This window comes from Salinisphaera sp. T5B8, from assembly GCF_040361255.1.
In the GTDB taxonomy this organism is placed as follows: Bacteria; Pseudomonadota; Gammaproteobacteria; order Nevskiales; family Salinisphaeraceae; genus Salinisphaera.
On the sequence record NZ_APNG01000023.1, the window covers coordinates 1 to 26,800 of the forward strand.

Consider the following 26,800-nt stretch of genomic DNA (forward strand, 5'->3'; position numbering starts at 1 on the left):
TGGCTGGTCGGGCTTCGCATCGAGATTTGGGCGCTATTTCAGCAGCGCCCTAGAGGTCGCTTGGCGCTTCGACTCCACATTGAGCAATCCACTGAATGTGGTTTTCCCGCAGATCTTGCACCGATAACGGCGCCGCTCTATCTCGATCAACACGCGCTTACCATGCATCGGTGTATCGATGAACTCTTGTCGTTGGCGCCCGTGCCCTTGCATGGTATCGCGTTGACACTGCGGGCAGCAGGCCGGTTCGGCCTGCCCGTCTGCTAGCACCCGGTAATGATCGCCTAAGTCATCGATTTCTAAGGCTCGGAGTGGCGGCAGGTTTAAGAAGCCCTGAATCATTCTGGCTCCAAGTTCGGCCGTATCTCAGTCGCTCGCACACATTTTGGAGCATCACTTCGCCTCTCCGATCACCTGACTGCCGGGCACGACCGTGATGCCCTGACCACTGCGTGGCGGTCTCCATGCCCGCCCAATTCGGACGCCCACAGGGCTGGCGGGGTGCACAGCCCATAGCTATGATGACATTCGGCTGTATTTGGGCGAGATCGTCTGCAGTACGGCATCGCGTACCGCGCCCGGTCGCTCCATGGGCAGGAAATGGGTCGTTCCGGCGAGGGCGTTCACCTGAGCCATAGGTAGCATGGCGCGCAGGCGTTGGCGCGCCTTGGGCGAGAAGGTTGATGCGCGATCCGCAGCCAGCGCAATCACAGGACACCGCAGTCGACGGATGCCGGGCCAGGGATTGTGTTCGGTATGGGCGAAGGTGGTGCTCTCCCATTCGGGCGCGCAGGCCAGGCGAAAGCGATTACCACTCTGTACGAGGCCATGCTGGACATAGGCTTCAAGCCAGGCCTCGGGCCAGGTCTTGAAGCCACCGCGGCCACGGAAGTTGTCAAGGGCTGCGGCATGCGAGTCGAACTCCCGGCGCCGGCGTGCCGCGCCGGCGGCGAGGGAGAAGCGGTACGACTGGCGAAGCAACTTCGCCAACCATAACTGCCAGCCCTGCCAGCGATCCATGATCACGGGTTCCGCCAGAATCAAGCCCCGCACCATCTCCGGCCGGCGGGCGGCGGCCATGATGCTGGTGGTGGCACCGATGGAATGGCCAGCCAGCCAGACCGGCTCATCCAGGCTCTGCAGCCAGGCGGTGAGGTCCTGGTAGTAGGTTTCCCAGCCGCGGAATGTCGCCATGTCCGCCGCCCCGGCGCTGGCGCCGTGGCCGCGCATGTCCCAGGCCAGCACATTGCAATCGCGCGCCAAATCGTCCAGCAGCGGTTGGTACAGGCGGCCATGGAAGCCTGTCGCATGCGCCCAGTGCAGGGTGGGACGACCTGGCGTATGCGGCCAGCGCCACAGGGCGATATCCTGGCCGTCCGGGGCCGTGAATCCGTCGCGCTCGATCACGCGGGGCGTCTCAGTAGGATTTGGGCAGGCCGAGGACATGTTCGCCGATGTAGTTGAGCAGCATTTCGTTGTTGATGGGCGCGATCTCCATCAGTCGCGCCGACGGCCATAGCGTGATGATGTCGTAGTCCCGGTCGAAACCGTAGCCGCCGTGGGTTTGCAGCGCGGCCTCGACGGCCTTGACCGCGGCGCGCGAACCCAGCAACTTGGCCATGTTGGCATGGGCGCCGGCATTGCCGCCCGCATCGAAGGTCGCGGCGGCCTGAATCATCATCAGCCGCGCGGCTTCCAGTTCGGCCTTGGCCTCGGCCAGCCGATGCTGCAGGGCCTGGTAGCTGCCGATGGGTACGCCGAAGGGTTTGCGCTCGTTGGCGTAGGCCACGGCCTTTTTCAGTGCGTAGTTGCCCAGGCCCACGGACATGGCGGTCACCAGCAGGCGTTCCGAGTTCAGCGCTTCGAACATGCCGGCCAGGCCCTGCCCCGGCTGGCCGATCAGGCGGTCGGCATCCAGCTGGACTTCATCGAAAAATACCAGGTACTGACGCTCCGGCCAGCCGACGTCGATATTCAGGGGTTGCAGTTCCACGCCGGGCGCGTCGGTATCCACCACGAACAGTGACATGCCCTCAGTGCGGCGCTCGACCTCGCCCACCTTTTGCGTGCGAGCGACCACCAGCATGCGGTCGGCGTCCGCCGCACCGGAGATAAACACCTTGCGGCCGGTCAGCCGATAGCCGTCGCCATCCTGCGTCGCCAGCGAGGACATCGCGAAGCTGTTGGTGCCGGCGTCCGGCTCGGTAATGCCAAAGCACAACTTCTCGGCGCCACTGATCGTGGGTTTGACGAAACGCTCGATCTGATAGGGGGTGCCGTTGCGGATGATGGGTACCCGCGCGAAGCCTGTGAGTAGGAGCATGGGCAGCACCAGGCCTGCCTCGGCCAAGGTCTCCATCAGCGCGACCAGTTCCACTTGCCCACCGCCTGAACCGCCCAATTCCTCCGGTATGGTGATGCCGAGCAGCCCGTACTCACCCAGGGCTTCCCAGGCTTCCTGTGGAAAGCGGTGATTGTCAATGCACTCGCGCATGTATGCCCGGCTAAAGCCCTCGCTCACGCCGCGGGCGGCCTCGCGGATGTCACGCATGCGCTGGGCCACGCTGGCCTGGTCGAATTCAATTTCGGGCACTGCACTCATGGTCTATCCTCCTCGTCTCACCCTCTCGGGGTGAACAGATTGCGTTGACCGTTGCTGCGCACGTGGCCGGCGCGGTTGAGAAACTCCTCGTCGGTCATGGCATTGAGCAGGTCCGGGTCGGTAGGGGTGTTGGCGATGAATCGGCGGCCGTCGTCCAGGCGGCCCAGGACAATGCCCTGGGCGGGCCGGTCGTCACGATCGTGCATGACGGTATAGGTTTCGATGCGCCCGGCACCTTCCGGCTGCGCCGCAACCTCTACACCGGGGCCGGCGTCGATTTCCGCCTGCACGGCCGCCGCGTCGACCCGCCGCCAGCCGCCGGCCGGTGGCCGCGACCCGTACAGCCCCAGCGAATGCTTGCTCATGTACCACCCCACGCCGCTGACCAGTGCGTGAGCGTCGGGCTCGGCGCGGATACGGGCCATGGTTTCTGCGATGGCGTGGGTGCAATAGTTGCTGCCGGGCCCACCGTGGTACGCGAGACCGCCCGTGACGGTGAGCGGCCGGGGATCATCTTCGGCGATGCCCAGGGCGTTGCGCGCCATCTGCACCGCGCTGGGAAAGCAGCTATACAGATCGAGATAATCGATGTCATCTACGGCCAGCCCGGTAGCCTCGAACAGGCGGCGGGCGCAAGCGGCGATCGCCGGGGAGCGGGACAGCTCCGCCCGTTCGGAAACGAACCAGCGATCGCTGGCATCCGCCGCGGCCAACGGATACACCCAACGCCTGGGGTCGATCCCCAGAGCTCGCGCCTTGGCGGCCGACATCATCACCAGCGCGGCCGCCTGGTCCACCGCGATGATGGCGTTCATGCGCTTGGTGTAAGGCGCGCCAACCATGCGGTTTTCCGGCGTGCGCTCGGCAATATCAGCTGCGGACAAGGGCTCGCGGCGCCAGGCCTTTGGGTTGTTCATGGCGACGGCGTTGAAACCGGCATACAACTTGCCCAGCGCCTGCCGGTGCGCGGCCGGGTCGTGCCCGTACTGGCCGCGCAGGGCCTGCTCGAACAGCGGATAGATCTGAATGGGCAAGTCCAGCCCATGCCGTTGTTCGTCGGCGTTGGTCGGTTCACGGTCGTCGCCGAGCAGCCGGGGACCCTCGCCGGCTTTGGTGTCGATCACCCCGGACAGGCCCGCCCCCTTGCCGCGCATCTGCGTGGCCAGCGCCTCGCCGCCCGCGATCAGCGCGCAATCGAGTTCGCCGGCGGCGATGCGGTCGGCGTAGTAACCGACCAGCCATTGGCCCATATTGCCGCCGATGGGCGTGTAGAAGCGTTCGCCGGGGTCGATACCCAGCGTTCGGGCCAGACTGGCCGGCGCGTCGGGATAGGCCGGCGCCAGGATGTTGAGACAGGTCAACGACTGGATATGGCGCAAGACGCCGTCGATGCCGCAGTCCGCCGCCGCGGCCCGGGCGGCCTCGGCGATCAGACCGATCGGTGTGCGCTGGTCATCGGGTTCGCGCGCGGTGATCTGGCCGGCGCCGACCAGCACCGGCGTGGTGCTTTCAGGCCTCACTGTTCTTCCCTGATTTTACCGTTGGGCGCGGTCTCGAACAGCAGTTGCACGCGCCCATGGGCCACAGGTGAGTTGGCTCGATCCTGCCAGCAGCTGACATGGACCAGCGTCGTACGCCGGCCCTGGCGGACGATTTCGGCGGCGGCGTAGGTGGACCGCGCCCGCGCGGAACGCAGGTAGTCCACGTTGCAATCCAGGATGCGGGGGCGGCGAGCTTGTGCATCGCGGCTTTGCGCGGCGACGCGCGCCGTAATCTCGATCAACCCGCCGATCGCGCCGCCATGCAGGGCCGGCAACATGATGTTGCCTATCAGCGCATCGCGATACGGCAAATGGACTTGCACGCGGGTGCCGCTGTACTGGATTTCGAGCCCGAGGTGCCGCGCGTAGGGAATGCGCTCCAGCAACCTCTGCCAAGTAGCCTGCGTATCAGCGTGTACATCCTGTTTGAGCGTCCTAGATGACATTGGGCCGGCTGTCTCGCTCATCCCGCATCGCCCCGCGAAGCCTTCGTCTCGAAATGTTTGCCCTGGGTAGCGCGCATGAAGATGGCATTACCGATAGCCACCGGCCCATCCAGTCCCTCGGAAAATACTTGGCAGCGCACGAACGCAACGTCATCTGTCAAGTGATGACAGTGGGCGGTGGCCACCAGGGCACGTTCGCTACCGGCCGGCCGAAGGTAATCCATGCGCAGATCCACCGTGGCTATGGGTTTCAACTCGCGTAGCGCGGCGAATACCGCCAGCCCGCAGGCCGAGTCCACCAGCGAATACAGCACGCTGGTACAGAGTTCCTCGGCTGCATCCGCGGCGCGTAACTCCGGCCCCGGCACCAGTCGCATGCGGACCTGGTCTGCTTCCATCGCCACCACCTGCATCCCGAGATCGCGGCTGTGGGGCACCTGCTCGCCGAACTGTCGCGCCACAGCGACTGGATCATGGTCCGCGAAGTTGCCTGTCCCGGCCATCAGAGCTGAGCCCTGTCCTGTTCCATCTCCGCTGCCATGTCTCCGCTTAGTGCGTCAGGCGCAGCCAACAGACGCGGGTAATGTTTGCGATAAGCCGCCGCCAGTTCGGCGTAGGGCAGATCGGCGCGGGGGCCGTGATCGGTTAAATACTGCATGTGGCGGCGCCCCGCGGTGTCGAACTCATGCATCAGCGCATGCTCGCGGCCGTCGAATTCCAGTGCCTTGATGCCAAAGCGTTCGCACAGTTCAATGTTGAACGCCGGGGTGGCCTTGACCCAGCCCCCGTCCAACCACAACTCGGTATAGCCGTGGTAGTAGAAAATGTCCGTCTGCATCAATGCCAGCAAGCGTTGGCTGGCCAAGTGGTTTTTCACATCCGCCAGGCCGATGCGAGCGGGGATGCCCGCAGCCCGGGCGCAGGCCGCCAGCAACATGGCCTTGGGCACGCAATAACCACGGCCAGCATGCAGCGTTGCGCTGGCGCGTAACAGGTCAGGCTCCAGCGAGAACGCGTAGGGGTCGTAGCGGATTTCATCGCGGACTGCATAGTAAAGCCGGATGGCGCGCTGCTGGTCATCGCCTTCCCCGGCGCGGTTGCGGGCGAAGGCTTGGACGTCGGGGTGGTCGCTATCAATAAAATCGCCGGGCGCCAGGTACTCGCGGGTGTCTGCCTTCATGTGAGCGTTCTTTCGATTCAGAGCGGGGGCACTCGCAGCCGAGCGGGAACGACCGAAGCGAATGCCGATTTCAAGAAGTTCAGGTTAGGTAGACGGCGGGACGCCGGCAAGGACATTTTTTGACAGAATGGGGGCATTTAAAGACACGCCCCGTGTTCTGGAGGCGGGCTAACCCGTGCTTTGGCGGTATTGTTCAGGCGGAACAGCGAACCAGCGCTTGAAGGCACGCCTGAAACTCGCGGTGTCGTGGTAATTCATCAGCGCGGCAATGGCCTCGACGGACATTTGGCAGTCACGCAAATAGCCTGCGGCCTGGCGGGACAGAATCTCCTCGCGAATTTCCCGAAAACCGCTGTTTTCCTGTTTGAGTTTACGCGCCAGGGTACGTTTGCTCATGAATAGGGCGGCTGCCGCTTCTTCTTCGCAGAGCGTGCCTGGCGGGTGGGACAGCATCATTTTCTTGAGCCGGGTCCGATAGTCCGGTTCACGGCTCTGAAGTCGAGCGAGCATGGACTCGCACTGCTGCAAGGCTAGGCCATAGTTTTCACTATTGGCAGAGACGTTCGGCATCCTGCACAACGCCATAGGGAGTCTGAGCTTCAACTGATCGCAGCCGAAGTAAACTCGCCCGGGCAAATACGCCGGGTAGTTGGCTCGGTAAGCCGGCGCCGCGTGGGCAAAACAGGCCTCGGCCTCATCTAAGGGCCGGCCGGCGATAAATTCGCCGGTTGCAAAAAATGCCTTGACCGCCGTTTCCGCCAAGCAACGCGCAACGTCCTGATCCAGCTGTACCTGGAAATCCAACAGGCACTCCATGTGGTCTTCCACCTGTTGCAAGCGCAGGTGGATGAAGCTCGCACGCGTGGGCAGGAATTTGTGAAACGCCTGTAGAGCGGTGAGCAGGTCAGGGCTACTGCAAACGGCAAACCCCATCGCGCCATGTGTGGCCGGGGTCAGGCGCTCACCCAGCCGTAAACCGAAGTCCGGCTGGCCAGACAGGGCCAGCGCGTTGCGCAGAATCTGGACCTGCTGGGCTGGCGTAAGGAGGCTGTCATCAGTCAGGAATTGTTGAGTGCCAACCCCCGTACCGCGCAACAGGTTGGGCAGTTGTCGTGCGGTAAGCCCCAGTTCACGGGCGATCAGCCTTGAGTAGTTCGACGGAATGTCGGCTCCGGGGTTTTGCAAGCCCGCCACCTGCCTGGTCGTTGTCATAACTCCCTCCACGGACCCGTCGAGTGTCTTTAAATGTCCCCGTGTTGTCAACAAATGTCCTCCCCCCGAGGGTTAGTACACATTCACTATTAGTTGCAGTTAAAACCGGCAGGAGGAGCGCAGTGGGCAAAATTACCTTTATCGAGCACGACGGCACCGAGCATGTCGTTGAATTCGAGGCTGGCGCCTCACTGATGCAAATCGCCGTGGATAACATGATTCCCGGCATTGATGCGGACTGTGGCGGGGAATGTGCCTGTGGCACTTGCCACGTGATCGTCGCGGACGAGTGGTACGACAAGACTGGCACGCCGGGTGATGACGAACAGCAGATGCTGTCGATGACCCCGGAGCTGGCAAAAACCTCGCGTCTGGGCTGCCAGGTTCAAACCACCGAGGCGATGGACGGCATGACCGTTCGTCTGCCCGAATTTCAGATGTAAGCACTGGAGGACGCCATGTCAACAGAATTGCAGATGAGCGATGTAGTCCAGACCAAGCTGGTCAACGCCACGTCCAGAGTGGTGCCGATGCACCTGCAGATCCGTACACTCAAGATGTTGGTGCGGGCAAAGAAGAAGATCATCGGCCCGCGACGGCCCCCTGTCCACTTCGTCGAAGCGCCCGTTCCCGATGTCAACACGTTGGCGCTCGAAGACATCGACACCAGCAACCCTTTCTTGTACCGGCAGGATCAATGGGGCGCCTATTTTAAACGGCTTCGTGACGAGGCACCGGTATACTACCAGAAAGATAGCCCCTTCGGCCCATTCTGGTCGATAACGCGCTACGAGGACATCCTCTTCGTCGACAAGAACCACGAGCTGTTCTCCTCCGAGCCGCAAATCATTCTGGGTGACCCACCAGAAGGCCTGTCGGTAGAAATGTTCATTGCTATGGACCCGCCAAAGCATGACGTGCAGCGCCGGGCCGTTCAGGGCGTGGTGGCGCCGCGGAACCTGAAAGAAATGGAAGGGCTCATCCGCGAGCGCACCGGAGAAGTGCTCGACAGCCTGCCCTTGGACGAGGCGTTTAACTGGGTGCCGGCGGTATCAAAGGAGCTCACGGGTCGCATGCTGGCCACGCTGCTGGATTTTCCGTACGAGGAGCGTCACAAGCTGGTTGACTGGTCGGATCGTATGGCCGGCGCGGCATCAGCCACCGGTGGAGAATTTACCGATGAGGATGTCATGTTTGACGATGCCGTAGATATGGCGAGGGCTTTCTCCCGGCTATGGCGCGACAAAGAGGCACGACTGGCAGCCGGTGAAGAGCCCGGTTTCGATTTGATCAGCCTGTTGCAGAGCAGCGACGATACCAAGGACATGATCAATCGTCCGATGGAGTTTATCGGCAATTTGACGCTGCTTATTGTCGGCGGCAATGACACCACGCGTAACTCGATGAGCGGCGGCGTGCTCGCCCTGAATCAGTTTCCCGACGAGTTCGCCAAGCTCAAGGCCAACCCGGAGCTGATTCCCAACATGGTTTCGGAAATCATCCGCTGGCAAACTCCGCTGGCGTATATGCGCCGGGTGGCGACCCAGGACGTGGAACTGCGCGGCCAGACCATCAAGAAGGGGGATCGCGTGCTGATGTGGTTCGCCTCGGGCAATCGGGACGAGCGCAAGTTCGACAACCCGGATGACTTCATCATCGACCGCAAGGGCGCGCGCAACCATCTTTCGTTCGGCTATGGCATCCACCGCTGCATGGGCAACCGCCTGGCCGAATTGCAGTTGCGCATCCTGTGGGAAGAACTGCTCAAGCGCTTCGACAATATCGAAGTGGTCGGCGAGCCCGAGCGGGTGCAATCCAATTTCGTGCGCGGCTATTCCAAGCTGATGGTCAAGCTCACGCCCAAAGCGTGAGGCGCGGTGCAAACCAGCATGGCGTCTGAACAATTCGATTATGTGGTGGTCGGCGGCGGCTCGGCCGGATGCGCCGTCGCCAATCGCCTGTCCGAGAGCGGCCGCCATTCGGTGCTGTTGCTCGAAGCCGGTCCGGATAGCCGCCGCAATCCATTCGTGAACATGCCGCTGGGCTTTCTGCAGCTGATGTTCAGCCGTCGCTACAACTGGCAGTTCAATACCGAACCGCAGCGGCACATGCACGACCGTGCGTTGTTCCAGCCGCGGGGCAAGATGCTCGGTGGTTCCAGCAGCATGAACGCGCAGGTGTATATCCGCGGCCATGCCTGGGACTACGACGAGTGGGCACGGCTAGGTTGCGATGGTTGGTCGTACGCCGACGTGCTGCCGTATTTCCGCAGGTCAGAACATTTCGAGCCGAAGGTTAACCCGGATGAGGCAGCCTTCCATGGCCAGGGTGGTCCGCTCAATGTGGCCGAGAGGCGCTATACCAATCCGTTGAGCACAGCATTCGTGGGCGCGGCGGCGCAGGCGGGGTACCGACGCAATCCGGATTTCAACGGCCATGAGCAGGAGGGCGTGGGTTTCTACTACGCGTACCAGAAGGACGGCGCGCGCTGCAGCAATGCGCGCGCCTATCTCGAACCCGTAGCGGGCCGTTCCAACCTGACTGTCCGCAGCAGCGCCCAGGTTACCCGCGTGCTGCTCGAAGGCACCCGCGCCACCGGGGTCGAGTATCGGGGCCCGATGGGGCTGGCGCAGGTCCGTGCCGAGCGTGAAGTTGTGCTCTGCGGCGGCGCGTTCAACACGCCGCATCTGCTGATGCTGTCCGGAATCGGCCCACGCGGGGAATTGGCCCGGCACGGCATCGAGCTGCGTCACGCGCTGGAAGGCGTGGGGCAGAATCTCCAGGACCATATCGACGTGTACGTGCGTGTCAAAGCACGCAGCCGCCAGAGCATCTCGATGCATCCGAGCTACTGGCTCAAGGGCCTGTGGGCGCTGCTGCAGTACGTGAGCGGCCGCCGCGGTGTGCTGTCGAGCAACGGCGCCGAGGCCGGTGGGTTCATCCGGTCCCGGCCGGGGGAGCCGATACCCGATCTGCAACTTCACTTCGCACCCATGCTGTACGCCGACCACGGGCGGGACCTGAAGACTGCCATGAGCGGCTACGGCTATGCGGTGATGATCTACGGGCTCAGGCCATCGTCGCGCGGCCGCGTCGGCCTGCACAGCGCAGATCCGTTCGCGGCACCGCTGATCGATCCCAACTACATGGCCGAGTCCGCCGACGTCGAGCGACTCGTGCGCGGGGTACGCCTGGTGCGCAGCATCCTGGCGCAGCCGGCTTTCGCCCCGCACCATGAGGTCGAGATGTCGCCGGGGCCGGCACTGCAGAACGACGACGACCTCGCCGACTGGGCGCGGCGCAGCGGGGAGTCGGCGTATCACCCTGTCGGCACCTGCAAGATGGGCGTCGATCCGATGGCGGTGGTCGATCCGCGTCTGCGCGTGCATGGTCTGCAACGCCTGCGGGTGGTCGATGCCTCCATCATGCCGACGCTGGTCGGAGGCAACACCAATCAGCCGGCGACCATGATCGGCGAGAAGGGCGCGGCGATGCTGCTCGAGGATGCGCAGGCCAGTGGCGGCTGAGCGCCGCGTGTGTTTTAGCGGTGGGGCGGTTGACAGCACCACACGAGGCGCCCCGACCTTGTGCTCGTCCCGATTGGCATTTCGAGGTCTGAACGATCCAATCCCCAGGAACAGTCAAAGAGAGAGGCTATGGCGAACAGACGCCAAGATGTGACGGTCATCGTTGGAGGCGGGCACGCGGCAGGCGCGCTCCTGACAACCTTGCTGCAAAAGAAATATCAACAGGAGGTGGTTCTGGTGGGCGAGGAGCCCCATCCGCCCTACCAGCGACCACCTCTGTCCAAGAATTATCTGGCAGGAGAGATTGATCAGGAGTCTCTGTACCTAAAGCCGCGTTCGGTGTACGACGACGCGGGCTACCAGCTTCGGCTCGGGGAGCGCGCCGAGCACATAGACCGGGACAACAAGACCATCACGCTATCGGACCAGAGTACGTTGAAATACGGTGAACTCGTCCTGGCCACGGGATCTCGTGTTCGATACCTGAACGCGCAAGGGGCCGACTTGAAAGGCCTTCATTATCTGCACGACATCGCTGACTCGGATGCCCTTCGTGAACAATTCGTCCCGGGGAAAAGTCTGGTCATCGTTGGCGGCGGCTACATCGGCCTGGAGGTGGCCGCCATCGCCGTCAAGGCAGGCCTCAAGGTCACGGTGCTGGAAGCCGCCGAGCAACTCATGCAACGGGTCACAGGCCCGGAAATCTCCGCGTTCTTTTATGCCAAGCACCGAGGTGCCGGAGTGGATGTGCGCCTGGACACGGCGGTCACCGGCTTCGAGGCCGGCAACCACGGCTACGTGGCCGGCGTAACACTGGCCGACGGCACGACCGTACCGGCCGATTTTGTGCTCGTTTCGGTCGGCATCGCACCGGAAACCGCGCTGGCCGAAGCCGCCGGCCTGCCTTGTGACGACGGTATTCTCGTGGACGAATATACGCGTACTAACGATCCCGATATCCTGGCAATCGGTGACTGCACCCGCCACAGAAATCTTTTCTTTGAACAAACGCAGCGGATGGAGTCAGTCGCCAACGCGGTCGATCAGGCCCGTACCGCGGCGGCGACCCTGATGGGAGAGGACAGGCCCTACGATGCCGCACCCTGGTTCTGGTCGAATCAGTATGACGTGCGCCTGCAGATGGTGGGGTTGTCCCACGCTCATGATGAGCGGGTAGTACGTGGCAAGCCCGAGGACGAGGCATTCGCGGTGTTCTATCTGCGCGAAGGTCATCTCATTGCCGTGGACGCGGTCAATCTGCCTATGGCTTTCATGGTGGGTAAGAAACTCGTCTACCAACACAGGGAGGTCAAAGCGCAAGCGTTGCGTGATCCGGATATCGAATTGAAGTCCTTGATCTGAAGCATGCACAGACCCCCCAACCGTGGCTAGGTGTGATCTTTCAGTAGATACCGTCTCGACGATCAAGCATTTTGAGCGGCCAAGGCTGGATCATAGGGTGTTTTATGTTTGAACACGTCGAATGCGATATGGACGAGCTTTCGCATGACCGCGCCCAGCGCTGACAACGCAGGTTTACCGCGCTGTCGCAGGCGTTCGTAGAACATCTTCAAAGCGCGGTTATGTCGCAAGGACGCCACGGCCGCCATGTATAGAACAGCCCGTAGTTTGGACGACCCCTGTTTGGATAAATGGGGCCTGGCGCGCACACTCGAACCCGACTCGAAATGCACCACGGCCAGACCGGCAAAGGCCGCAGCCGCACGGGCGCTGGTAAAGTCCCGGTCAGCCAGCAGACACAGCAGATGTCGAGCCGAGGTCTGGCCGATGCCTGGAATGGAGGCCAATAGCGCCTTGTCGCGCTTGAGATCCGGATGCTGATCGAAATGATCGTCGATCTGATCCTTGATCCGCTCAATCTCGTCGTTGAGCGATGCAATACAGCGGTCGATGGACTCGATCACCGGGGCGGCCATCCGGCCGGCCTGTGCTTTTTCGCGCCGATTGGTCTCCCGGCCGAGCTCGTTTTCGAGCACGGACAGCCGGTTGATCAGCGCCCGTAGCATCGCGACCTCCGGCGGAGGCGGCGTCCACGCCGGTAGTTTGGCCCGGTCGCCGAACAAACACAGTGCGCGGGCATCGGCGCGATCGGTTTTGTTGAGCAGCCCCATCGCCTTGGCGAAATCGCGTACCCGTTTGGGGTTGGCGACACAGGGCGTACAGCCGAGCTCATACAGCCAGTGCGCGGTTTTTTCGTGATACGGGCCGGTGGCTTCCATGACCACCCGTAACTGATCGGGCGTCGCGTCGAGCTTGTCACATAGCCGCTCGATCAATGCGTGCACGTCGGCCTGACTGTGAGCGACTTTGCGGTCGTACCACTTGTCCGTGCCGGGGCGTTTGACCGCCGCATCCAGGCGGTTTTTGGAGACATCCAGACCGATAACGATCATAGGCACTCCTGCGTTGCATCAACGCGCGACCTGTTCGATGCGTGTCGACTTGCCTTGTCCATTCAGACTCTCGGCCACGGCGGGCCGTGTCTTGGCATACCGTCCAGTCTCGACAGCGCGAAGCGCGCCGGGCAAGTCTGATCTACAGAACAGGCTTTGTGCCTTAGGTTGGATACAGTCTGCTTGCCCGGCGCATAGCGCCTGGTCGCGTATCAGGCGCTGGCTATCAACATACAAGGTTGGATTAGCGAAGCGTAATCCAACAAAGAACGCAGCCCGTAGCCTCGATCCCGACACCGGGGCGGCAATCAAGGCCCGAATACCACCGCGTACATGATGCGGCCCGGCATGAAGGTGAACGCGCCTGTGCCAATGAGTGCGAAGACGAACAACGACAGCATGCTGCGGCGATGGGCTCGCACGTTGCCGGAACGAATGGCGCGAACCCCGGCTACGAGTGTGACCAGGGTCAGAATCGAAAGCAGATGAATCGGACTCCAGGGGCCCATCAGCCGAATTTCATGAATGAAAAACGATGACAGCGCGACCGACGTCATCAGTGCGATCCAGACCCAGCCAAGCCCGCGGTGACGGGGCGTGCCACGGGGCAGCGCGAATTGCGCGATCGCCACGCCGAGCGCGAGCAATGCAGCCAGCACGTGTAACTGGATCGCCAGAGAAGCCGTCAGCAGCGGAGTCGCGGTCATGGCATCGCTCATATGCAACTTGATTCATATCATGACGCCGGTTCGCATATAAAACAAGTTGCATATAAACTGCATAGATTCCACGGCCCGAAAAGGTATCTCATGAGCCTGCGTTACGCGCTCCTGGCCGCGATCGACGAAACACCCAGCACGGGTTATGCGTTGACCCGGCGCTTCAACGAAGGCCTGGCGCATGTGTGGTCGGCCAATCATCAGCAGGTTTATCGCGAACTGGCGCGGCTCGAAAAAGAAGGGTTGCTTTCGGTGACGGTCGAGTCGCAGGCGGGCAAGCCCGACCGCAAGCGGTATGCGATTACCGCCGCCGGCATCGAAGCGCTGGGTGCGTGGGTGGAACAGATAGCTGCGCGGCCGGCGACCCGCGATCCGTTACTGGTGAAGTTGTTTGCCGGCGATCTCGTATCATCGCCGCGCCTGTGCGCGGAACTGGATACACATCGCCAGACCTGGCGCGAGCAGCTGGCAACGTACCGTGCGATCGAAGCACGTTACTTTGCTGATCCAGACACCTTGTCCCACCGCTATCGCTTGCAGTATCTGGCGCTTCGGCGCGGCATTCTGAATACCGAAAGTTGGTTGGCCTGGGCAGACGAGGTACGGGCCGTTCTGGCGTGAAGCCGGCGCCGGCCGTCTCGGCCTCCGCCCCAAACCCATCGACAGCGCTTAAGCAAAGCCTCGCGGCCGTAGACCGTAGGTTAGATTAGCGCAGCGTAATCTAACAAAGAACGCAGCCCGGCGACCCAACCTGGCGACGTGCCTCGCACTGCCACCGAGCCAATCCCATGTTGGCTTACGGCCTGCGGCCTAAGCCAACCTACGCGGCTAAGATCCAAGCCAGGGTACGCCCGCCAGGCAATGCCGATATGTCACACACTCAGGTGCTTGTTGACGATATCGTCGGTGAGCGCGTCGATGTCGCCCTGGGCGACGAGCCGGCCGTTGTCGAGAATGCGGAACTCGTCGGCCACGCGTCGGGCGAACGGGAGTTTCTGTTCGACGAGCAGCACGGTGAGGCCATCCTCGCGATTGAGTTTTTCCAGCGTGTCGCCGATCTGGGCGACGATATTGGGCTGGATGCCTTCGCAGGGTTCATCGAGAATCAACAGCGTGGGGTCGAACACCAGCGCCCGCGCGATGGCCAGCTGTTGCTGCTGGCCGCCGGAGAGATCGCCGCCACGCCGACTGCGCATGTCCTTGAGCACGGGAAACAGTTCGAATACGCGATCGAGCGCGGCGCGTGAGCGATCGCGGCGTACATACAGGCCCAGTTCCAAATTTTCGGCGACCGAGAGCTGGCCGAATATCTCGCGCCCCTGCGGCACATAGCCGATCCCCAGGCCCGCGCGTTTGTCGGCGGCCAGATCGAGCAGGTTCACGTCGCCGAAGCGGATCTCACCACTGGCGGGCACCAGCCCCATGATGGTCTTGAGCAGGGTGGTCTTGCCCATGCCGTTGCGGCCCATCAGGCAGCTGATCGCACTGGGGGTAACGTCGAGATCCACATCCCAGAGGATATGGCTGCCACCGTAATACTGGTCGAGCCCGCGTATCGTCAGGCTCGGTGCGGTTTCGGTCTTGCGTGCGGCATTACTCACCGAGATACACCTCCACGACCTTCGGGTCGTTCTGAATGGCATCCATCGAGCCCTCGGCAAGCACGCGGCCTTCGTGCAGCACGGTCACCGTCTTGGCGATGGAGCGCACGAATTCCATATCGTGTTCGACCACCACGACCGAGCGCTTGCCGGCCAGTCGTACGAGCAGTTCGGCGGTGCGTTCGACTTCCTGGGGCGTCATGCCCGCCACGGGTTCGTCGACCAGCAATAGCTCGGGCTCCTGCATGAGCAGCATGCCGATTTCCAGCCATTGTTTCTGGCCATGCGACAAGGCGCCGGCGAGCGTGTGGCGGCGTTCGTCCAGGCCGATGAGTTCCAGGGTTTCGTCGATATGCGCGGCCTGTTCGCCGCTGAGTTTGGCGAACAGCACCGGCCACACACCGCGTGCGCCGGCCATGGCCAGCTCCAGGTTTTCGTGCACGGTATGGTTTTCGAACACCGTGGGCTTCTGGAACTTGCGCCCGATGCCGGCCTGCGCCACGCGCGGTTCGTCGAGGCTGAGCAGGTCGATATTCTGGCCGAACCAGGCCCGCCCGGCGTCGGGGCGGGTCTTGCCGGTAATCACGTCCATCATCGTGGTCTTGCCGGCGCCGTTGGGCCCGATGATGCAACGCAGTTCGCCCGCGTTGATATACAGCGTGAGCGCGTCCAGCGCCTTGAAGCCGTCGAAGCTCACGGTGATGTCCTCGACATAGAGGATGGTGCCGTGGCGTACGTCGGGTTTGGCGCCGACGGCAGGCCGGTTGACGAAATCGAATACCCGCGAGCGATCGGAAAAGCTTTCCAGCAGGGCCGGTTTTTTCATGACGCGTCCTTGCGCAACACCAGTTGCCGCAGCTGTGAAACCAGACCGACGATCCCCTTGGGCAGAAACAGGGTGACGGCCACGAACAGCGCGCCCAGTGCATAGGGCCAGATATCGGGAAACGCGCCGGTCAGCCAGGTCTTGGCGAAATTCACCACGCCCGCGCCGAGCGCTGCCCCGTAAAGCGTGCCGCGCCCGCCTACGGCGACCCAGACCACGGCTTCGATGGAAGCGATGGGCGAAAACTCGCTCGGATTGATGATGCCGACCTGGGGCACGTACAGCGCGCCCGCCACGCCCGCAAGCATGGCGGAAATGGTAAAGATCCATACCTTGTAAAGCTCCACGCGATAGCCGGTGAAGCGGGTACGGCTTTCGGCATCACGTATGGCTTCGAGCACGCGCCCGGCGCGCGAAGTCACGATGAAGCGCGCAAGCAAGAAACCCGCGAGCAGGCCGATGCCGGAAGCCACGAACAGGCCTACGCGGGTGCCGTCGGATGACAGATCGTAGCCGAGGATATCCTTGAAATCGGTCAGGCCGTTGTTGCCGCCAAAGCCCATTTCGTTGCGAAAGAACGCCAGCATCAGGGCATAGGTCATGGCCTGGGTGATGATGGCGAAATACACGCCGGTGACCCGCGAGCGAAACGCCAGCCAGCCGAACACCAGCGCCAGCAGGCCGGGCACGAACAGCACCATGGTCATGGCCACGGCGAAGATATCCATGCCATGCCAGTACCAGGGCAGGGTGTCCCAGTTGAGAAACACCATGAAGTCCGGCAGCACCGGGTTGCCGTAGACGCCGCGATCGCCGATCTGGCGCATTAGATACATGCCCATCGCATAGCCGCCGAGGCCGAAAAACGCCGTATGGCCGAGGCTGAGAATGCCGCAATAGCCCCAGATCAGATCGAGCGCGACCGCGAGTAGCGCATAGGTCAGATACTTGCCGACCAGGGCGACGGTGAAGTCGGATACATGCAGCGCGCTGGCCGGGCTGATCACGAGATTGCACAGCGGCACGGCCACGATCAGGGCAATGAGGGCGACCACGAACACGAGACTGCCGGTATCGCCGAGCATGCGCACCAGCACCGGGCCGTGGTTCGCTTTGGAAAGTCGGGTCGAACGCGGCATCAGGAGCCCTCCGCCGTGCGGCCTTTCTGCGGGAACAGCCCGCGCGGTCGCCGCTGAATGAACAGAATCAGGAAGATGAGCACGAGAATCTTGGCCAGCACGGCGCCGGCCTGCGGTTCGATGAACTTGGTGAGCACGCCCAGCGACAGCCCGGATACGAGCGTGCCCCAGAGATTGCCCACGCCGCCGAAGACCACGACCATGAACGAGTCGATGATGTAGCTCTGGCCGAGGTTGGGCCCGACGTTGGTGAGCTGGCTCAAGGCCACGCCGGCGATGCCGGCCACGCCCGAGCCCAGCCCGAAGGTCAGCGCATCCACACGCTGGGTACGAATGCCCATGGCCCGGGCCATGTCCCGGTTCTGCGACACCGCGCGCACCTTGAGCCCCAGCGAGGTCTTGTGCATGACCAGAATCAGCGCGGCGAACACGACCATCGCAAAGCCGAAGATCACCAGGCGATTGGCGGTGAGCGCGAACAGATCGTTGAAGCGGATCAGCCCGCTCATCCATTCTGGCGCGGCGACACTGCGGTTGAGCGGGGTGAACACGCTCCGTACCAGCTGTTGCAGGAACAGGCTCACGCCGAAGGTGGCCAGCAGCGTTTCCAGCGGTCGGCCATACAGCCATTGCACGATCGAGCGCTCGATGAGAATGCCCACCAGGCCGGAGACGACAAACGCCGCCGGCACGGCGAGCACGAGCGCCAGACCGATATGGCCAGGCAACAGCTGCTGCATGACGAACGCGGTATAGGCGCCGAGCATGATCAGCTCGCCGTGGGCCATGTTGATCACGCCCATCACGCCGAAGGTGATCGCCAGACCGATACCGGCCAGCACCAGAATCGAGCCCAGACTCAGGCCGAAGAACAGGGTTTCCAGATAGTCGTAGACGTTGCGCCACCAGTCGATGCGTTCGACCTGGGCGGCCGCCGCCGCGCGCAGACGCGCCTGGTCGGCATCGGGGCTGTCCTCGGGGATTAGGATGAGCATGTTCTTCAGACGGTTGTAGACCATCTGGCTGTTGTCGCCGGCCAGGCGTTCGATCGCGGCCAGCTTGGCGGCGTTGTCGCCGGTATTCAGATCGTTGATCGCCAGCGCGCGGTCGATGGCGGTTTGTACGCGTTCGTCCGTTTCGCTCGGGCGATGCGCACGCATCGCATCGGCGGCGTTGTCGTCGAGATTGGCCGACATCGTTTCGACCGCGGCCAGGCGCGTGTCGGCATCGTCGGCATCGAGCTCGAGCTGGGCACGCGCCACGCCGATGTTCTGGCGCAGGCCGATATTGGTGCGCACCGGGTCGAAATCGCCTGCCGGCGCGCTGCCGGCGCTGGCGAAGGTGACCGGGTCGCGCAGGGCGTAGGTATCGCCGTTGTCTTCGGCGACGAAAACCTTGCCGTCGGATTCACGCACAACCAGCCGATTGTCGGCGAAGGCCGCCAGCAGTTCGTCGGTATGCGCCTGCGGATGGCTGGCCAGTGCACGCACGATCCGCCGTTTTTGCGGATAGTTGGCCTCGGCGAGCGCAGCGATGGTGCCGGCATAGTCGAAGCCGGGCGTTTCGCTGTCGTCGTTGTCGGCGGCGGTGTCTTGTGTCGCGGTATCGCCCGCGAGGGTGGGCGACGACGGCTGCGACAGCGCGGGCGTATCCGCGGGCGCCGTGTCGTCGCTTGTGGCTGGCTGGGCGATCGCCAGACTGCTCGCAAACGCCAGCACGAGCAGCGTCGCGCCGAGCCGGCGTGTTGCGCGGTATGTTCGGGTCGTGTCCATGGCGGATTCGTTCGGTGGGGCGAAAGCACCGGGCCGTTGCGGCCCGGTGCGTCGTGGTCGAAGCGCGTCGACTACCTACTGCGCCGAACTCTGTCCCGTGCAGGACTTGGTTTCGGTGTTGTAGTGGCCGCAGTCCAGCTCGACCCAGTCGGCCTTGAGCTTGGCGCTGTCGGGCAGATAGTCGGACCAGGCATCGCCGGGCACTTCCTTGTCGGTTTCCCATACCACCGAGAACTGGCCGTCGTCGGTGATCTCGCCGATATAGACCGGCTTGGTGATGTGGTGGTTGGGCAGCACCTCGGCCGTGCCACCGGTGAGGTTGTCGACTTCGAGGCCGGGCAGGGTATCGATGACCGTATCCACATCCGTGGTACCGGCTTTCTTGACCGCCTTCACCCACAGGTTGAAGCCGATATAGGTGGCCTCCATCGGGTCGTTGGTCACGCGCTTGGCGTCGCCGGTGTACTCATGCCAGTGCTTGATGAACTGTTCGTTGGCCGGTGTATCGATGCTCTCGAAATAGTTCCAGGCCGCCAGATGGCCGACCAGCGGTGCGGTGCTGATACCCGACAGTTCCTGTTCGCCCACCGAAAAGGCGACCACCGGGATATCGGCGGCCGAAATCTGCTGGTTGGCCAGTTCCTTGTAGAAGGGCACGTTGGCATCGCCGTTGATGGTCGATACCACGGCGGTCTTCTTGCCGACCGAACCGAAGGCTTTCACCCGCGCGACGATGCTCTGCCAGTCGGAGTGTCCGAACGGCGTGTAGTTGATCATGATGTCGGACTCGGCCACGCCCTGATCCATCAGATACTGCTTGAGGATCTTGTTGGTGGTCCGCGGGTAGACATAGTCGGTGCCCAGCAGTACCCAGCGCTCGACGCCGACCTCGTTCATCAGATAATTCACCGCCGGGATCGCCTGCTGATTGGGCGCGGCCCCCGTATAGATGATGTTGCGTGAGGATTCCTCGCCTTCGTACTGCACCGGATAGAACAGCAGGCCGTTCAATTCCTCGAATACCGGCAATACCGACTTGCGCGACACCGATGTCCAGGTGCCGAACACCACATCGACCTTGTCCTGGGCGAGCAGCTGGCGGGCTTTTTCCGCGAACAGCGGCCAGTTCGAGGCCGGGTCGACGACCACCGGCTCGAGCTGACAGCCCAGCAGGCCGCCGTTTTCGTTCTGCTGCTTGATGAGCATCAGCGCGGTGTCCTTGAGGGTGGACTCGCTGATGGCCATCGTGCCCGACAGCGAATGCAGTACGCCGACCTTGATCGGGCATTGCGTATCGGCGGCCTGGGCGCCGGTGGATACGCCCAGCGCCAGCAGCGCGGGCGCGAGCACGCGTGTGCCGAGTTTATGCAGTGTTTTCGTTTTCATCGTGGGTTCCCCCTGGATTTACAGTGGTGGCAGATGCGCGATGGGGCGAGGCGCCGTCGGCGGCGCTTCGCTGCATGGTGTCGCGGGCCTCGTAGAGCCCGTGCAGGGTGATCTGGCGAACCGCGTCGCGGCTGGCCTTGATATGGGTCGTGAGCAGTGCTTGCGCGGGCTCGGCCTGACGGTTGGCGAGGCGGCGCAGAATCGCGGCGTGTTCGTCATAGGTCGCGGCCACGCGATCGGGTTTGACGAAATCCAGCCGCCGTACGATACGAATGCGTTCGGTCACATCGCGATGAATACGCGCCATTTCGCCATTGCCCGCCGCAGCGACCAGCGTGGCGTGAAACTGTTCGTCGAGTTGCCAGAGCGTGGTGCTGTCGGTTTCGCGGGCCTGGCTGTCGATCTGCCAGGTACGGTCCAGCCCGGCCAGCGCGGGCGGACGTTCGGCCAGCGCGCACAGACGTTTCACGGCCGCGCACTCAAGCGTGATGCGCACGTCGTAGAGCTCGTCGAACGCATGGAAATCCAGCGGTTTGACGTGCCAGCCGCCTTTGTCCAGCACATCGACATAGCCATCGCGTTGCAGGCGAAACAGGGCTTCGCGTACCGGCGTGCGGCTGGCCTGCGTGCGTTCGGCAATCTCGTTTTCCGACAGCCGATCGCCCGGCATGAGGGTGAAATCGAACAGATCGGCCTTGAGCTGTGCATACACGCGATCGGCCAGGTTCACGCGCCGGCCGCGGCGCGTGTTGGCAGTGGGTACGGCCGGTGTGCGGGGCAGGCTCACTATTCGCTCGGTTCGATGACGAGCAGTACATCGCCGGCCGAAACCAGCGTGCCCTGTTCGCAGCGCAGCGCCTTGACCGTGCCGTCGCAGGGCGCTTCGACGCTGAATTCCATCTTCATCGCCTCGACGATCACCAGCGTGTCGCCGGCGGCGACTGTCGCGCCCTGTTCGACCTGCAGTTTCCAGACATTGCCGGACACATCGGCCGTGACCGCTTCGCCGTCGATATCGTCATCGATTGGTGCTGCGGCCGGGCCGGCTTTTTCTTCCGGTTCGGCATCGGCCTGGGCCTGCCAGTGTTCGACTTCCTTGGCGAAGGCCGCGTTCTGGCGTTCGCGAAAGGCGGCGATGTCCTCGGCGTTGTCGTCGAGAAAGCGCTGGTATTCGGCGAAATCGAAGACTTCCTCGGTGATTTCGGCATGCAGCCGGCCGGCCCGAAAGGCCGCGCGCATGTCGGTGAGCGTGTCTTCGTCGACCGGGTAATAGCGCACCTGGTCGAAAAAGCGCAGCAGCCACGGTTCGCCTGGGGTGAACTGTTCGTTATGGCCGAACTTGTTCCAGATCGGCAGCGTGCGCCCGACCAGCTGATAACCGCCCGGCGAATCCATGCCGTAAATGCACATGTACACGCCGCCAATGCCGACCGTGCCCTCGGCGGTATAAGTGCGGGCCGGGTTGTATTTGGAGGTGACCAGCCGGTGGCGCGGATCGACCGGCACCGCACAGGGCGCGCCCAGATAGACGTCGCCCAGGCCCAGCACCATATAGCTGGCCGAGAGGATGGTCTCCTGCACTGCCTCGCGTGTTTCCAGCCCGTTGATCCGCTGGATGAAGTCCACGTTGTTGGGCAGCCAGGGCGCGGTATCGCGCACCGACTGGCGATAGCGGGACACCGCATCCAGTGTGGCGCTGTCCTCGAAGGCCAGCGGTAGGTGCAGCACGCGGGTGGGCAGCTTGAGGTCGTCCACCTCGGGCAGTTCGGCCTCGATCGCCAGCAATGCCTCGATCAATGCATCCTGATGAATACGCTGGCCGTCGTAGTTGACCTGCAGCGAACGGACCCCGGGCGAGAGTTCCAGAATGCCCTCGACGGGGTTTTTCTCCAGCGCCTGCATGAGCAGATACACCCGCAGGCGAAAACGCAGGTCGAGCACGTTCGGCCCGTATTCGATCAGGATGTAGCTATCGCCGGCCTGGCGATACGCCACCGCCGGGCGGCTACCTTCGCCCGCGCGCTCGGCGAGCACGCAGGGCGAGACCGTCTCGGCGGGTTGCGGAATGGGCAATGCATCGCGCGTGTCGGGCACGGCCAGTTCGTTGCAGGCCGCGTCTTGTTCGCGCTGGCGAGCGATGGCCTCGTCGAAGCCCAGCTGTACGAAGCGGATCGTATCGCCCGGCGCGACCTGGCCGACTTTCCACAATTCGGCGGCGGCGATGGTCACCGGGCATACGAAACCGCCCAGGCTCGGTCCGTCGCGGGTGAGAATCACCGGCATGTCGCCGGTGAAATTGATCGCGCCGACCGCGTATTCCGTGTCGTGAATATTGGACGGGTGCAGGCCGGCTTCGCCGCCGTTTTCACGGGCGAAGGTCGGCTTGGGGCCATTCAGGCGAATGCCTAGCCGGTTGGAGTTGTAGTGGACTTCCCAATCCGTGGCCAGAAACTGTTCGATCGATTCTTCGGTAAAGAAATCGGGCGCGCCGTGCGGGCCGTAGAGCACGCCGATTTCCCAGTGGTTGGCATAGTCCGGCACGAGTTCGCCCGGCGCGGCGGCCGGTTCGCGAATCGGCGCGGGCGTGGGGTTGTTGGGACGGGATGCGTCGCAAATGGCGAGCATATCGGTGGCGCGCAGCGGCCGGCCGGCATGGCCGCCGAACTGGCCCAGCGCGAAGGTGGATTTGCTGCCCAGATAGTCCGGTACGTCGATACCGCCCCGAATCGCCAGATAGCTGCGACAGCCGGATTCGGCCTTGCCCACGACCAGCGTCTGGCCGGGCGCTACATCAACCGGCGTCCAGAAATCGATCGCTTCGCCGTCGAGCGTGGCGGGGGTGCGCGCGCCGGTCAGGGCGATGGTGGCGGCGCGATGAAACAGGATCTCCGGCCCGAGAATGGTGCACTCGATACCGGCGGCCGACGCGTGATTGCCCACGATCGCGTTGGCCAGCCGGAAGGCATAGTCATCCATCGGCCCGGACGGCGGCACGCCGATATGCCAGTAGCCGGTGCGCCCCGGGTAGTCCTGAATGCTCGTATAGGTGCCGGGTTTGACGATCTCGACGCCTGGCGGGGCGTAGTCGAAGTCGGCCAGAAAGGCGGTCGAGACTTCGCCGGCCGAGAATTTGTCGTCGGCTACGATCTGGCGCAGATACTCGAGGTTGGTGGCAATACCGGACAGGCGCGTGGCATCCAGGGCATTGGCCAGCCGGGCCAGGGCTTCGTCGCGGGTATTGCCGTGCACGATGAGCTTGGCGATCATCGGGTCGAAATGCGACGACACCTCGGTGCCAGCGGCCACCCAGGTATCCACCCGGGCGTGCTCGTCGAATACCACCTCGGTGAGCGTGCCGGGCGAGGGCGCGAAATCCCGTGCCGGCTGCTCGGCATAGATGCGCACCTCGATGGCACAGCCCTGCGGGTCGGCTTCGAACGTGGCCAGATTACGCAGGTTGCCGGCGGCACTGCGGATCATCCATTCCACCAGATCCACGCCGGTGACCGCTTCGGTAATCGGGTGCTCGACCTGCAGGCGGGTGTTGACCTCCAGGAAATAGAATTCGTCGCGCGCGCCGTCGTAAATGAATTCCACCGTGCCCGCCGAGCGATAGTTCACCGACTCGCCCAGGCTCACGGCGGCCGCCATCATGGCCTCGCGGGTGGCGGCCGGTAGATGCGGTGCCGGGGTTTCTTCCACCACTTTCTGGTTGCGCCGCTGCAGGGAACAGTCGCGCTCGCCGAGTGCGACCACCGTGCCGGCGCCGTCGCCGAAGATCTGGATTTCCACATGCCGGGCGGATTCGATGAACCGCTCCAGAAACACGCCGCTATCGGAGAAATAGTTCTGCCCCAGACGGGCGACTTTTTCGAAGGCGGCTTCCAGCTCGGCTTCGTCGTTGCAGCGCGATAGCCCGATGCCGCCGCCGCCGGCCGTGGACTTGAGCATGACCGGATAGCCCAGATCGGTGGCCGCGGATTTGGCGGCGTCCAGACTGTCGAGCAGGCCCGTGCCGGGGGCCAGCGGCACGCCTGCGGCTTCGGCCAGCTCGCGCGCGGTGTGCTTGAGGCCGAACTGTTCGATCTGCTCCGGCGTGGGCCCGACAAAGGCGATGCCGGCGTCTTCGCAGGCACGGGCGAAATCGGCGTTTTCCGATAGAAACCCGTAGCCGGGGATGATCGCCTGGGCACCGGCCTCGCGGGCGGCGGCCAGCACGGCGTCGACGTTGAGGTAGCTGTCGGCCGCGCTTTCGCCGCCCAGGGCGATGGCCTGATCGGCGGCACTTACATGGCCGCTGTCGCGATCGGAATCGGAATAGATGGCCACACTCGTCACGCCGATCTTTTCGAGCGTGCGTGCGATACGCACCGCGATTTCGCCGCGGTTGGCGATGAGTACGGTATCCAGTTCAGCCATGATCGTTCGCCTTTGCGTTCTGGTCTGCGATGTAGGCACGCCAGCCGCCGAACGCGGTGACGTCGTGCGCGCTCTCGGCGGCCCAGCCTTCACAGATGAAACCTTTCACTTCGCGGCCATCGGCCAGCTGCAACGTGCCGATACCCAGCGGTGCGGGTATGAGTGCAACGAACGAGCCAAACGCTTCGATCGGCACGTCCCAGAGCTCGACCTGAATCGACGCGCCGTGGGCGCCTCGGATGAGCCCGGGCTTGGGCGGGGTAGTGCCGGCCAGCGCCAGCAGGCGGTATTCCGGCGCGGTTTCGGTCTGTTCCACGAACACCGCGTCGCGCTCGGTGAGTTGCCAGTTCAAGGGCATGCCGCGCAGGTGCGCACCGACCACGGCCACCCGAATCATCTGAGGCGCCGGGTCGGCGCTGGCGGGCGTGGCCAGTTGCGAGGCCAGGCGTTCGCCGGTGCCCAGCGGCCACGGCTGGTGGTTCTGCCAACGCGCGCCCAGTGCGGCCAGACGGGCGTCATGCCAGGCCGGGGCGATCAGCGTGATGCCGGCCGGCAGGCCGTCGCGACGAAAACCGCCCGGCAGTGCCAACGCACAGTAATTGAGCAGGTTTACGAAATTCGTGTAGGTGCCCAGCCGACTGTTGAGCGCCACCGGCTCGGCCGCGATTTCGTCCTGGCGATAGATGCTTGGCGCGGTCGGAACCAGTAGGGCATCGACATTTTCGATGAGCGCATCGGCCTGGCGCTTGAGCGCGGCCAGCGCGTACTGGGCACGAAAGGCATCGACCGCGCTGGGTTTGCTACCGCCGGCAATGATGTCGGCGACCACCGGGTCCGCTGCGTCGGGATGTTCGTCGATGAAGGCGCCGACCGCGGCATAGCGTTCGGCGACCCAGGGGCCCTGATAGAGCAGCGCGGCGGCTTCCTGGAAAGGTGTGAAATCGAGAGCCACGATCTCGGCGCCCGCCGCCTGCCATTGCGTCACACTGGCCTCGAATGCCTGGCGCGCGGCCTCGTCGCCATAAAACTCGGGTTCGGCGGGAATACCCAGCCGTGGTGTGGCGCTATTCGCGAGGTCGGCCGGCGCCTGCACAGGTTGGTTGCGCGAATAGGCGTCCTCGGTATCGAAGGCGGTCAATACCGTGCGTAGGTACTCGGCATCGGCCATATCCAGCGCGAAGATCGATACGCAATCCAGCGATCGACAGGCCGGCACCACGCCGCGGGTACTGATCGCCCCGCAGGTGGCTTTGACGCCCACCAGATTGTTGAACCCGGCCGGCACGCGGCCGGAGCCGGCGGTATCGGTACCCAGTGCGAACGCCACCCGCCCGCGTGCGACTACCGACGCCGAGCCGGAGCTCGAGCCGCCGCTGATATAGGTCGGATCAAACGCGTTGGGCACCGCGCCGTAGGGCGAGCGCGTGCCCACCAGGCCGGTGGCGAACTGGTCGAGATTGGTCTTGCCCAGCAGAATCGCGCCCGCCGCCTGCAGCCTTTCGACCGCGGTTGCCGAACGCGTGGGCGTATAGGCGTAGTCGGGGCAGGCGGCCGTGGTCGGCAGGCCGGCGACATCGATATTGTCCTTCACCGCGAAGGGCACGCCATAAAGCGGCAAGGCCGAGCGATCGCCGCCGGCGTTGTCCAGCAACGTCTCCAGCGCGTCCAGCTGGGCATCCAGCTCGGGGCCCGTGATGATATGAATCCACGCAGGATCGTCGTTCGTGAGCTCGCCGTGGAGCGAATGAAGCGCCGTGCGGGGCGTCTGTACGCCGTCTGCGTAACGGCTATGCCAATCGGCCAGGGTGGAAATCGTCATGTGCGCTGCATACAGGGATGTATACAACGGTTATGCAACGCCTGTGCCAGCGTCTTGCAACGCTTATCTATCGCTGTCTTGAACGAGGTGAAGGGCGGCGTGGCGCGCACGCGGCGCCCCATCAGCGCGCGCTTGACCGGTTTTGGTGCAGTGCTGGGGCGTAATTACGAGGATTGGGCGTGGTCGACCGCCATCTG

At 63.5% G+C, this 26,800-nt stretch carries 23 protein-coding genes; 5 read left to right on the forward strand and 18 right to left on the reverse strand.

Translation table 11 applies throughout. From position 1 onward, the window contains the following. Positions 1-33: 33 nt before the first annotated feature. The 8 genes from T5B8_RS16915 to cypR all read right to left on the reverse strand — a co-directional run bounded on the left by T5B8_RS16915 (position 34) and on the right by cypR (position 6,981). Positions 34-342, reverse strand: coding sequence for a transposase family protein (locus tag T5B8_RS16915; RefSeq protein ID WP_353180544.1), 309 nt, complete (start codon positions 340-342; stop codon positions 34-36). A gap of 174 nt (positions 343-516) precedes the next feature. After that, on the reverse strand, positions 517-1,446 hold the full coding sequence (locus tag T5B8_RS16920) for an alpha/beta fold hydrolase (RefSeq protein WP_353180545.1): 930 nt from the start codon (positions 1,444-1,446) through the stop codon (positions 517-519). After that, entirely contained in the window at positions 1,418-2,602 is a 1,185-nt protein-coding gene (locus T5B8_RS16925; RefSeq protein WP_353180546.1) for an acyl-CoA dehydrogenase family protein, read from the reverse strand. Before T5B8_RS16925 ends, T5B8_RS16920 begins: the two co-directional genes overlap by 29 nt. A 17-nt stretch (positions 2,603-2,619) precedes the next feature. Then, entirely contained in the window at positions 2,620-4,098 is a 1,479-nt protein-coding gene (locus T5B8_RS16930; RefSeq protein ID WP_353180547.1) for an acetyl-CoA acetyltransferase, read from the reverse strand. A 20-nt stretch (positions 4,099-4,118) separates the two neighbouring features. Beyond that, a complete protein-coding gene (locus T5B8_RS16935; protein ID WP_353180548.1) occupies positions 4,119-4,610 on the reverse strand; it encodes a PaaI family thioesterase in 492 nt (163 codons plus the stop codon). Beyond that, the gene (locus tag T5B8_RS16940; RefSeq protein WP_353180549.1) at positions 4,607-5,092 is read right to left on the reverse strand and encodes a PaaI family thioesterase; all 486 of its coding nucleotides are present in this window, start codon (positions 5,090-5,092) and stop codon (positions 4,607-4,609) included. The genes T5B8_RS16935 and T5B8_RS16940 overlap by 4 nt, the downstream gene beginning before the upstream one ends. Continuing rightward, positions 5,092-5,769, reverse strand: a complete 678-nt coding sequence (locus T5B8_RS16945) for a transglutaminase-like domain-containing protein (RefSeq protein ID WP_353180550.1) — start codon at positions 5,767-5,769, stop codon at positions 5,092-5,094. The genes T5B8_RS16940 and T5B8_RS16945 overlap by 1 nt, the downstream gene beginning before the upstream one ends. A gap of 168 nt (positions 5,770-5,937) precedes the next feature. Continuing rightward, a complete protein-coding gene (cypR, locus tag T5B8_RS16950) occupies positions 5,938-6,981 on the reverse strand; it encodes a transcriptional regulator CypR (RefSeq protein WP_353180551.1) in 1,044 nt (347 codons plus the stop codon). 122 nt (positions 6,982-7,103) lie between these two features. On the opposite strand from cypR, the gene T5B8_RS16955 reads away from it, so the two are divergent. From T5B8_RS16955 to T5B8_RS16970, 4 genes are all read left to right on the forward strand, one after another. Next, positions 7,104-7,424 (forward strand): 2Fe-2S iron-sulfur cluster-binding protein, encoded by a 321-nt coding sequence (locus T5B8_RS16955; protein WP_353180552.1) that lies wholly within the window; start codon positions 7,104-7,106, stop codon positions 7,422-7,424. A gap of 33 nt (positions 7,425-7,457) precedes the next feature. After that, positions 7,458-8,852 (forward strand): cytochrome P450, encoded by a 1,395-nt coding sequence (locus T5B8_RS16960; RefSeq protein ID WP_353180553.1) that lies wholly within the window; start codon positions 7,458-7,460, stop codon positions 8,850-8,852. Between the two features lie 18 nt (positions 8,853-8,870). Then, entirely contained in the window at positions 8,871-10,508 is a 1,638-nt protein-coding gene (locus tag T5B8_RS16965; RefSeq protein ID WP_353180588.1) for a GMC family oxidoreductase, read from the forward strand. Positions 10,509-10,637: 129 nt separating this feature from the next. Continuing rightward, the gene (locus T5B8_RS16970) at positions 10,638-11,870 is read left to right on the forward strand and encodes an NAD(P)/FAD-dependent oxidoreductase (protein WP_353180554.1); all 1,233 of its coding nucleotides are present in this window, start codon (positions 10,638-10,640) and stop codon (positions 11,868-11,870) included. A gap of 62 nt (positions 11,871-11,932) precedes the next feature. Here the strand turns inward: T5B8_RS16970 and T5B8_RS16975 are convergent, their stop codons facing one another. Together T5B8_RS16975 and T5B8_RS16980 are read right to left on the reverse strand one after the other, a co-directional pair. Continuing rightward, positions 11,933-12,922: an IS110 family RNA-guided transposase gene (locus T5B8_RS16975; protein ID WP_353180555.1), complete on the reverse strand. Its 990-nt coding sequence runs from the start codon at positions 12,920-12,922 to the stop codon at positions 11,933-11,935. Between the two features lie 308 nt (positions 12,923-13,230). Further along, positions 13,231-13,629, reverse strand: coding sequence for a DUF2306 domain-containing protein (locus T5B8_RS16980; protein ID WP_353180556.1), 399 nt, complete (start codon positions 13,627-13,629; stop codon positions 13,231-13,233). 102 nt (positions 13,630-13,731) lie between these two features. On the opposite strand from T5B8_RS16980, the gene T5B8_RS16985 reads away from it, so the two are divergent. Further along, positions 13,732-14,262 carry a PadR family transcriptional regulator gene (locus tag T5B8_RS16985; protein ID WP_353180557.1) on the forward strand — a complete coding sequence of 177 codons (531 nt, stop codon included), beginning with the start codon at positions 13,732-13,734 and terminating at the stop codon, positions 14,260-14,262. A gap of 251 nt (positions 14,263-14,513) precedes the next feature. Here the strand turns inward: T5B8_RS16985 and urtE are convergent, their stop codons facing one another. The 8 genes from urtE to atzF all read right to left on the reverse strand — a co-directional run bounded on the left by urtE (position 14,514) and on the right by atzF (position 26,603). Then, complete coding sequence (gene urtE / locus T5B8_RS16990) at positions 14,514-15,242, reverse strand: urea ABC transporter ATP-binding subunit UrtE (RefSeq protein WP_353180558.1); 729 nt, start codon at positions 15,240-15,242, stop codon at positions 14,514-14,516. Further along, a complete protein-coding gene (gene urtD, locus T5B8_RS16995; RefSeq protein WP_353180559.1) occupies positions 15,235-16,068 on the reverse strand; it encodes an urea ABC transporter ATP-binding protein UrtD in 834 nt (277 codons plus the stop codon). The genes urtE and urtD overlap by 8 nt, the downstream gene beginning before the upstream one ends. After that, entirely contained in the window at positions 16,065-17,153 is a 1,089-nt protein-coding gene (urtC, locus tag T5B8_RS17000) for an urea ABC transporter permease subunit UrtC (protein ID WP_502950810.1), read from the reverse strand. Before urtC ends, urtD begins: the two co-directional genes overlap by 4 nt. 53 nt (positions 17,154-17,206) lie before the next feature. After that, on the reverse strand, positions 17,207-18,979 hold the full coding sequence (gene urtB, locus T5B8_RS17005) for an urea ABC transporter permease subunit UrtB (RefSeq protein ID WP_353180561.1): 1,773 nt from the start codon (positions 18,977-18,979) through the stop codon (positions 17,207-17,209). Between the two features lie 75 nt (positions 18,980-19,054). Further along, positions 19,055-20,365 (reverse strand): urea ABC transporter substrate-binding protein, encoded by a 1,311-nt coding sequence (gene urtA, locus T5B8_RS17010; RefSeq protein ID WP_353180562.1) that lies wholly within the window; start codon positions 20,363-20,365, stop codon positions 19,055-19,057. Beyond that, complete coding sequence (locus T5B8_RS17015; protein ID WP_502950809.1) at positions 20,343-21,152, reverse strand: GntR family transcriptional regulator; 810 nt, start codon at positions 21,150-21,152, stop codon at positions 20,343-20,345. The genes urtA and T5B8_RS17015 overlap by 23 nt, the downstream gene beginning before the upstream one ends. Beyond that, positions 21,152-24,784 carry an urea carboxylase gene (uca, locus tag T5B8_RS17020; protein WP_353180563.1) on the reverse strand — a complete coding sequence of 1,211 codons (3,633 nt, stop codon included), beginning with the start codon at positions 24,782-24,784 and terminating at the stop codon, positions 21,152-21,154. Before uca ends, T5B8_RS17015 begins: the two co-directional genes overlap by 1 nt. Continuing rightward, positions 24,777-26,603 carry an allophanate hydrolase gene (gene atzF, locus T5B8_RS17025; protein WP_353180564.1) on the reverse strand — a complete coding sequence of 609 codons (1,827 nt, stop codon included), beginning with the start codon at positions 26,601-26,603 and terminating at the stop codon, positions 24,777-24,779. The genes uca and atzF overlap by 8 nt, the downstream gene beginning before the upstream one ends. Between the last annotated feature and the right edge of the window lie 197 nt (positions 26,604-26,800).

Bases quoted from the DNA above. Each gene is read 5' to 3' on its own strand.
- T5B8_RS16915 (WP_353180544.1), bottom strand. From the start codon at position 342: ATGATTCAGGGCTTCTTAAACCTGCCGCCACTCCGAGCCTTAGAAATC.
- T5B8_RS16920 (WP_353180545.1), bottom strand. From the start codon at position 1,446: ATGTCCTCGGCCTGCCCAAATCCTACTGAGACGCCCCGCGTGATCGAG.
- T5B8_RS16925 (WP_353180546.1), bottom strand. From the start codon at position 2,602: ATGAGTGCAGTGCCCGAAATTGAATTCGACCAGGCCAGCGTGGCCCAG.
- T5B8_RS16935 (WP_353180548.1), bottom strand. From the start codon at position 4,610: ATGAGCGAGACAGCCGGCCCAATGTCATCTAGGACGCTCAAACAGGAT.
- T5B8_RS16940 (WP_353180549.1), bottom strand. From the start codon at position 5,092: ATGGCCGGGACAGGCAACTTCGCGGACCATGATCCAGTCGCTGTGGCG.
- T5B8_RS16945 (WP_353180550.1), bottom strand. From the start codon at position 5,769: ATGAAGGCAGACACCCGCGAGTACCTGGCGCCCGGCGATTTTATTGAT.
- cypR (WP_353180551.1), bottom strand. From the start codon at position 6,981: ATGACAACGACCAGGCAGGTGGCGGGCTTGCAAAACCCCGGAGCCGAC.
- T5B8_RS16960 (WP_353180553.1), top strand. From the start codon at position 7,458: ATGAGCGATGTAGTCCAGACCAAGCTGGTCAACGCCACGTCCAGAGTG.
- T5B8_RS16965 (WP_353180588.1), top strand. From the start codon at position 8,871: ATGGCGTCTGAACAATTCGATTATGTGGTGGTCGGCGGCGGCTCGGCC.
- T5B8_RS16970 (WP_353180554.1), top strand. From the start codon at position 10,638: ATGGCGAACAGACGCCAAGATGTGACGGTCATCGTTGGAGGCGGGCAC.
- T5B8_RS16975 (WP_353180555.1), bottom strand. From the start codon at position 12,922: ATGATCGTTATCGGTCTGGATGTCTCCAAAAACCGCCTGGATGCGGCG.
- T5B8_RS16980 (WP_353180556.1), bottom strand. From the start codon at position 13,629: ATGACCGCGACTCCGCTGCTGACGGCTTCTCTGGCGATCCAGTTACAC.
- T5B8_RS16985 (WP_353180557.1), top strand. From the start codon at position 13,732: ATGAGCCTGCGTTACGCGCTCCTGGCCGCGATCGACGAAACACCCAGC.
- urtD (WP_353180559.1), bottom strand. From the start codon at position 16,068: ATGAAAAAACCGGCCCTGCTGGAAAGCTTTTCCGATCGCTCGCGGGTA.
- urtC (WP_502950810.1), bottom strand. From the start codon at position 17,153: ATGCTCGGCGATACCGGCAGTCTCGTGTTCGTGGTCGCCCTCATTGCC.
- urtB (WP_353180561.1), bottom strand. From the start codon at position 18,979: ATGGACACGACCCGAACATACCGCGCAACACGCCGGCTCGGCGCGACG.
- urtA (WP_353180562.1), bottom strand. From the start codon at position 20,365: ATGAAAACGAAAACACTGCATAAACTCGGCACACGCGTGCTCGCGCCC.
- uca (WP_353180563.1), bottom strand. From the start codon at position 24,784: ATGGCTGAACTGGATACCGTACTCATCGCCAACCGCGGCGAAATCGCG.
- atzF (WP_353180564.1), bottom strand. From the start codon at position 26,603: ATGACGATTTCCACCCTGGCCGATTGGCATAGCCGTTACGCAGACGGC.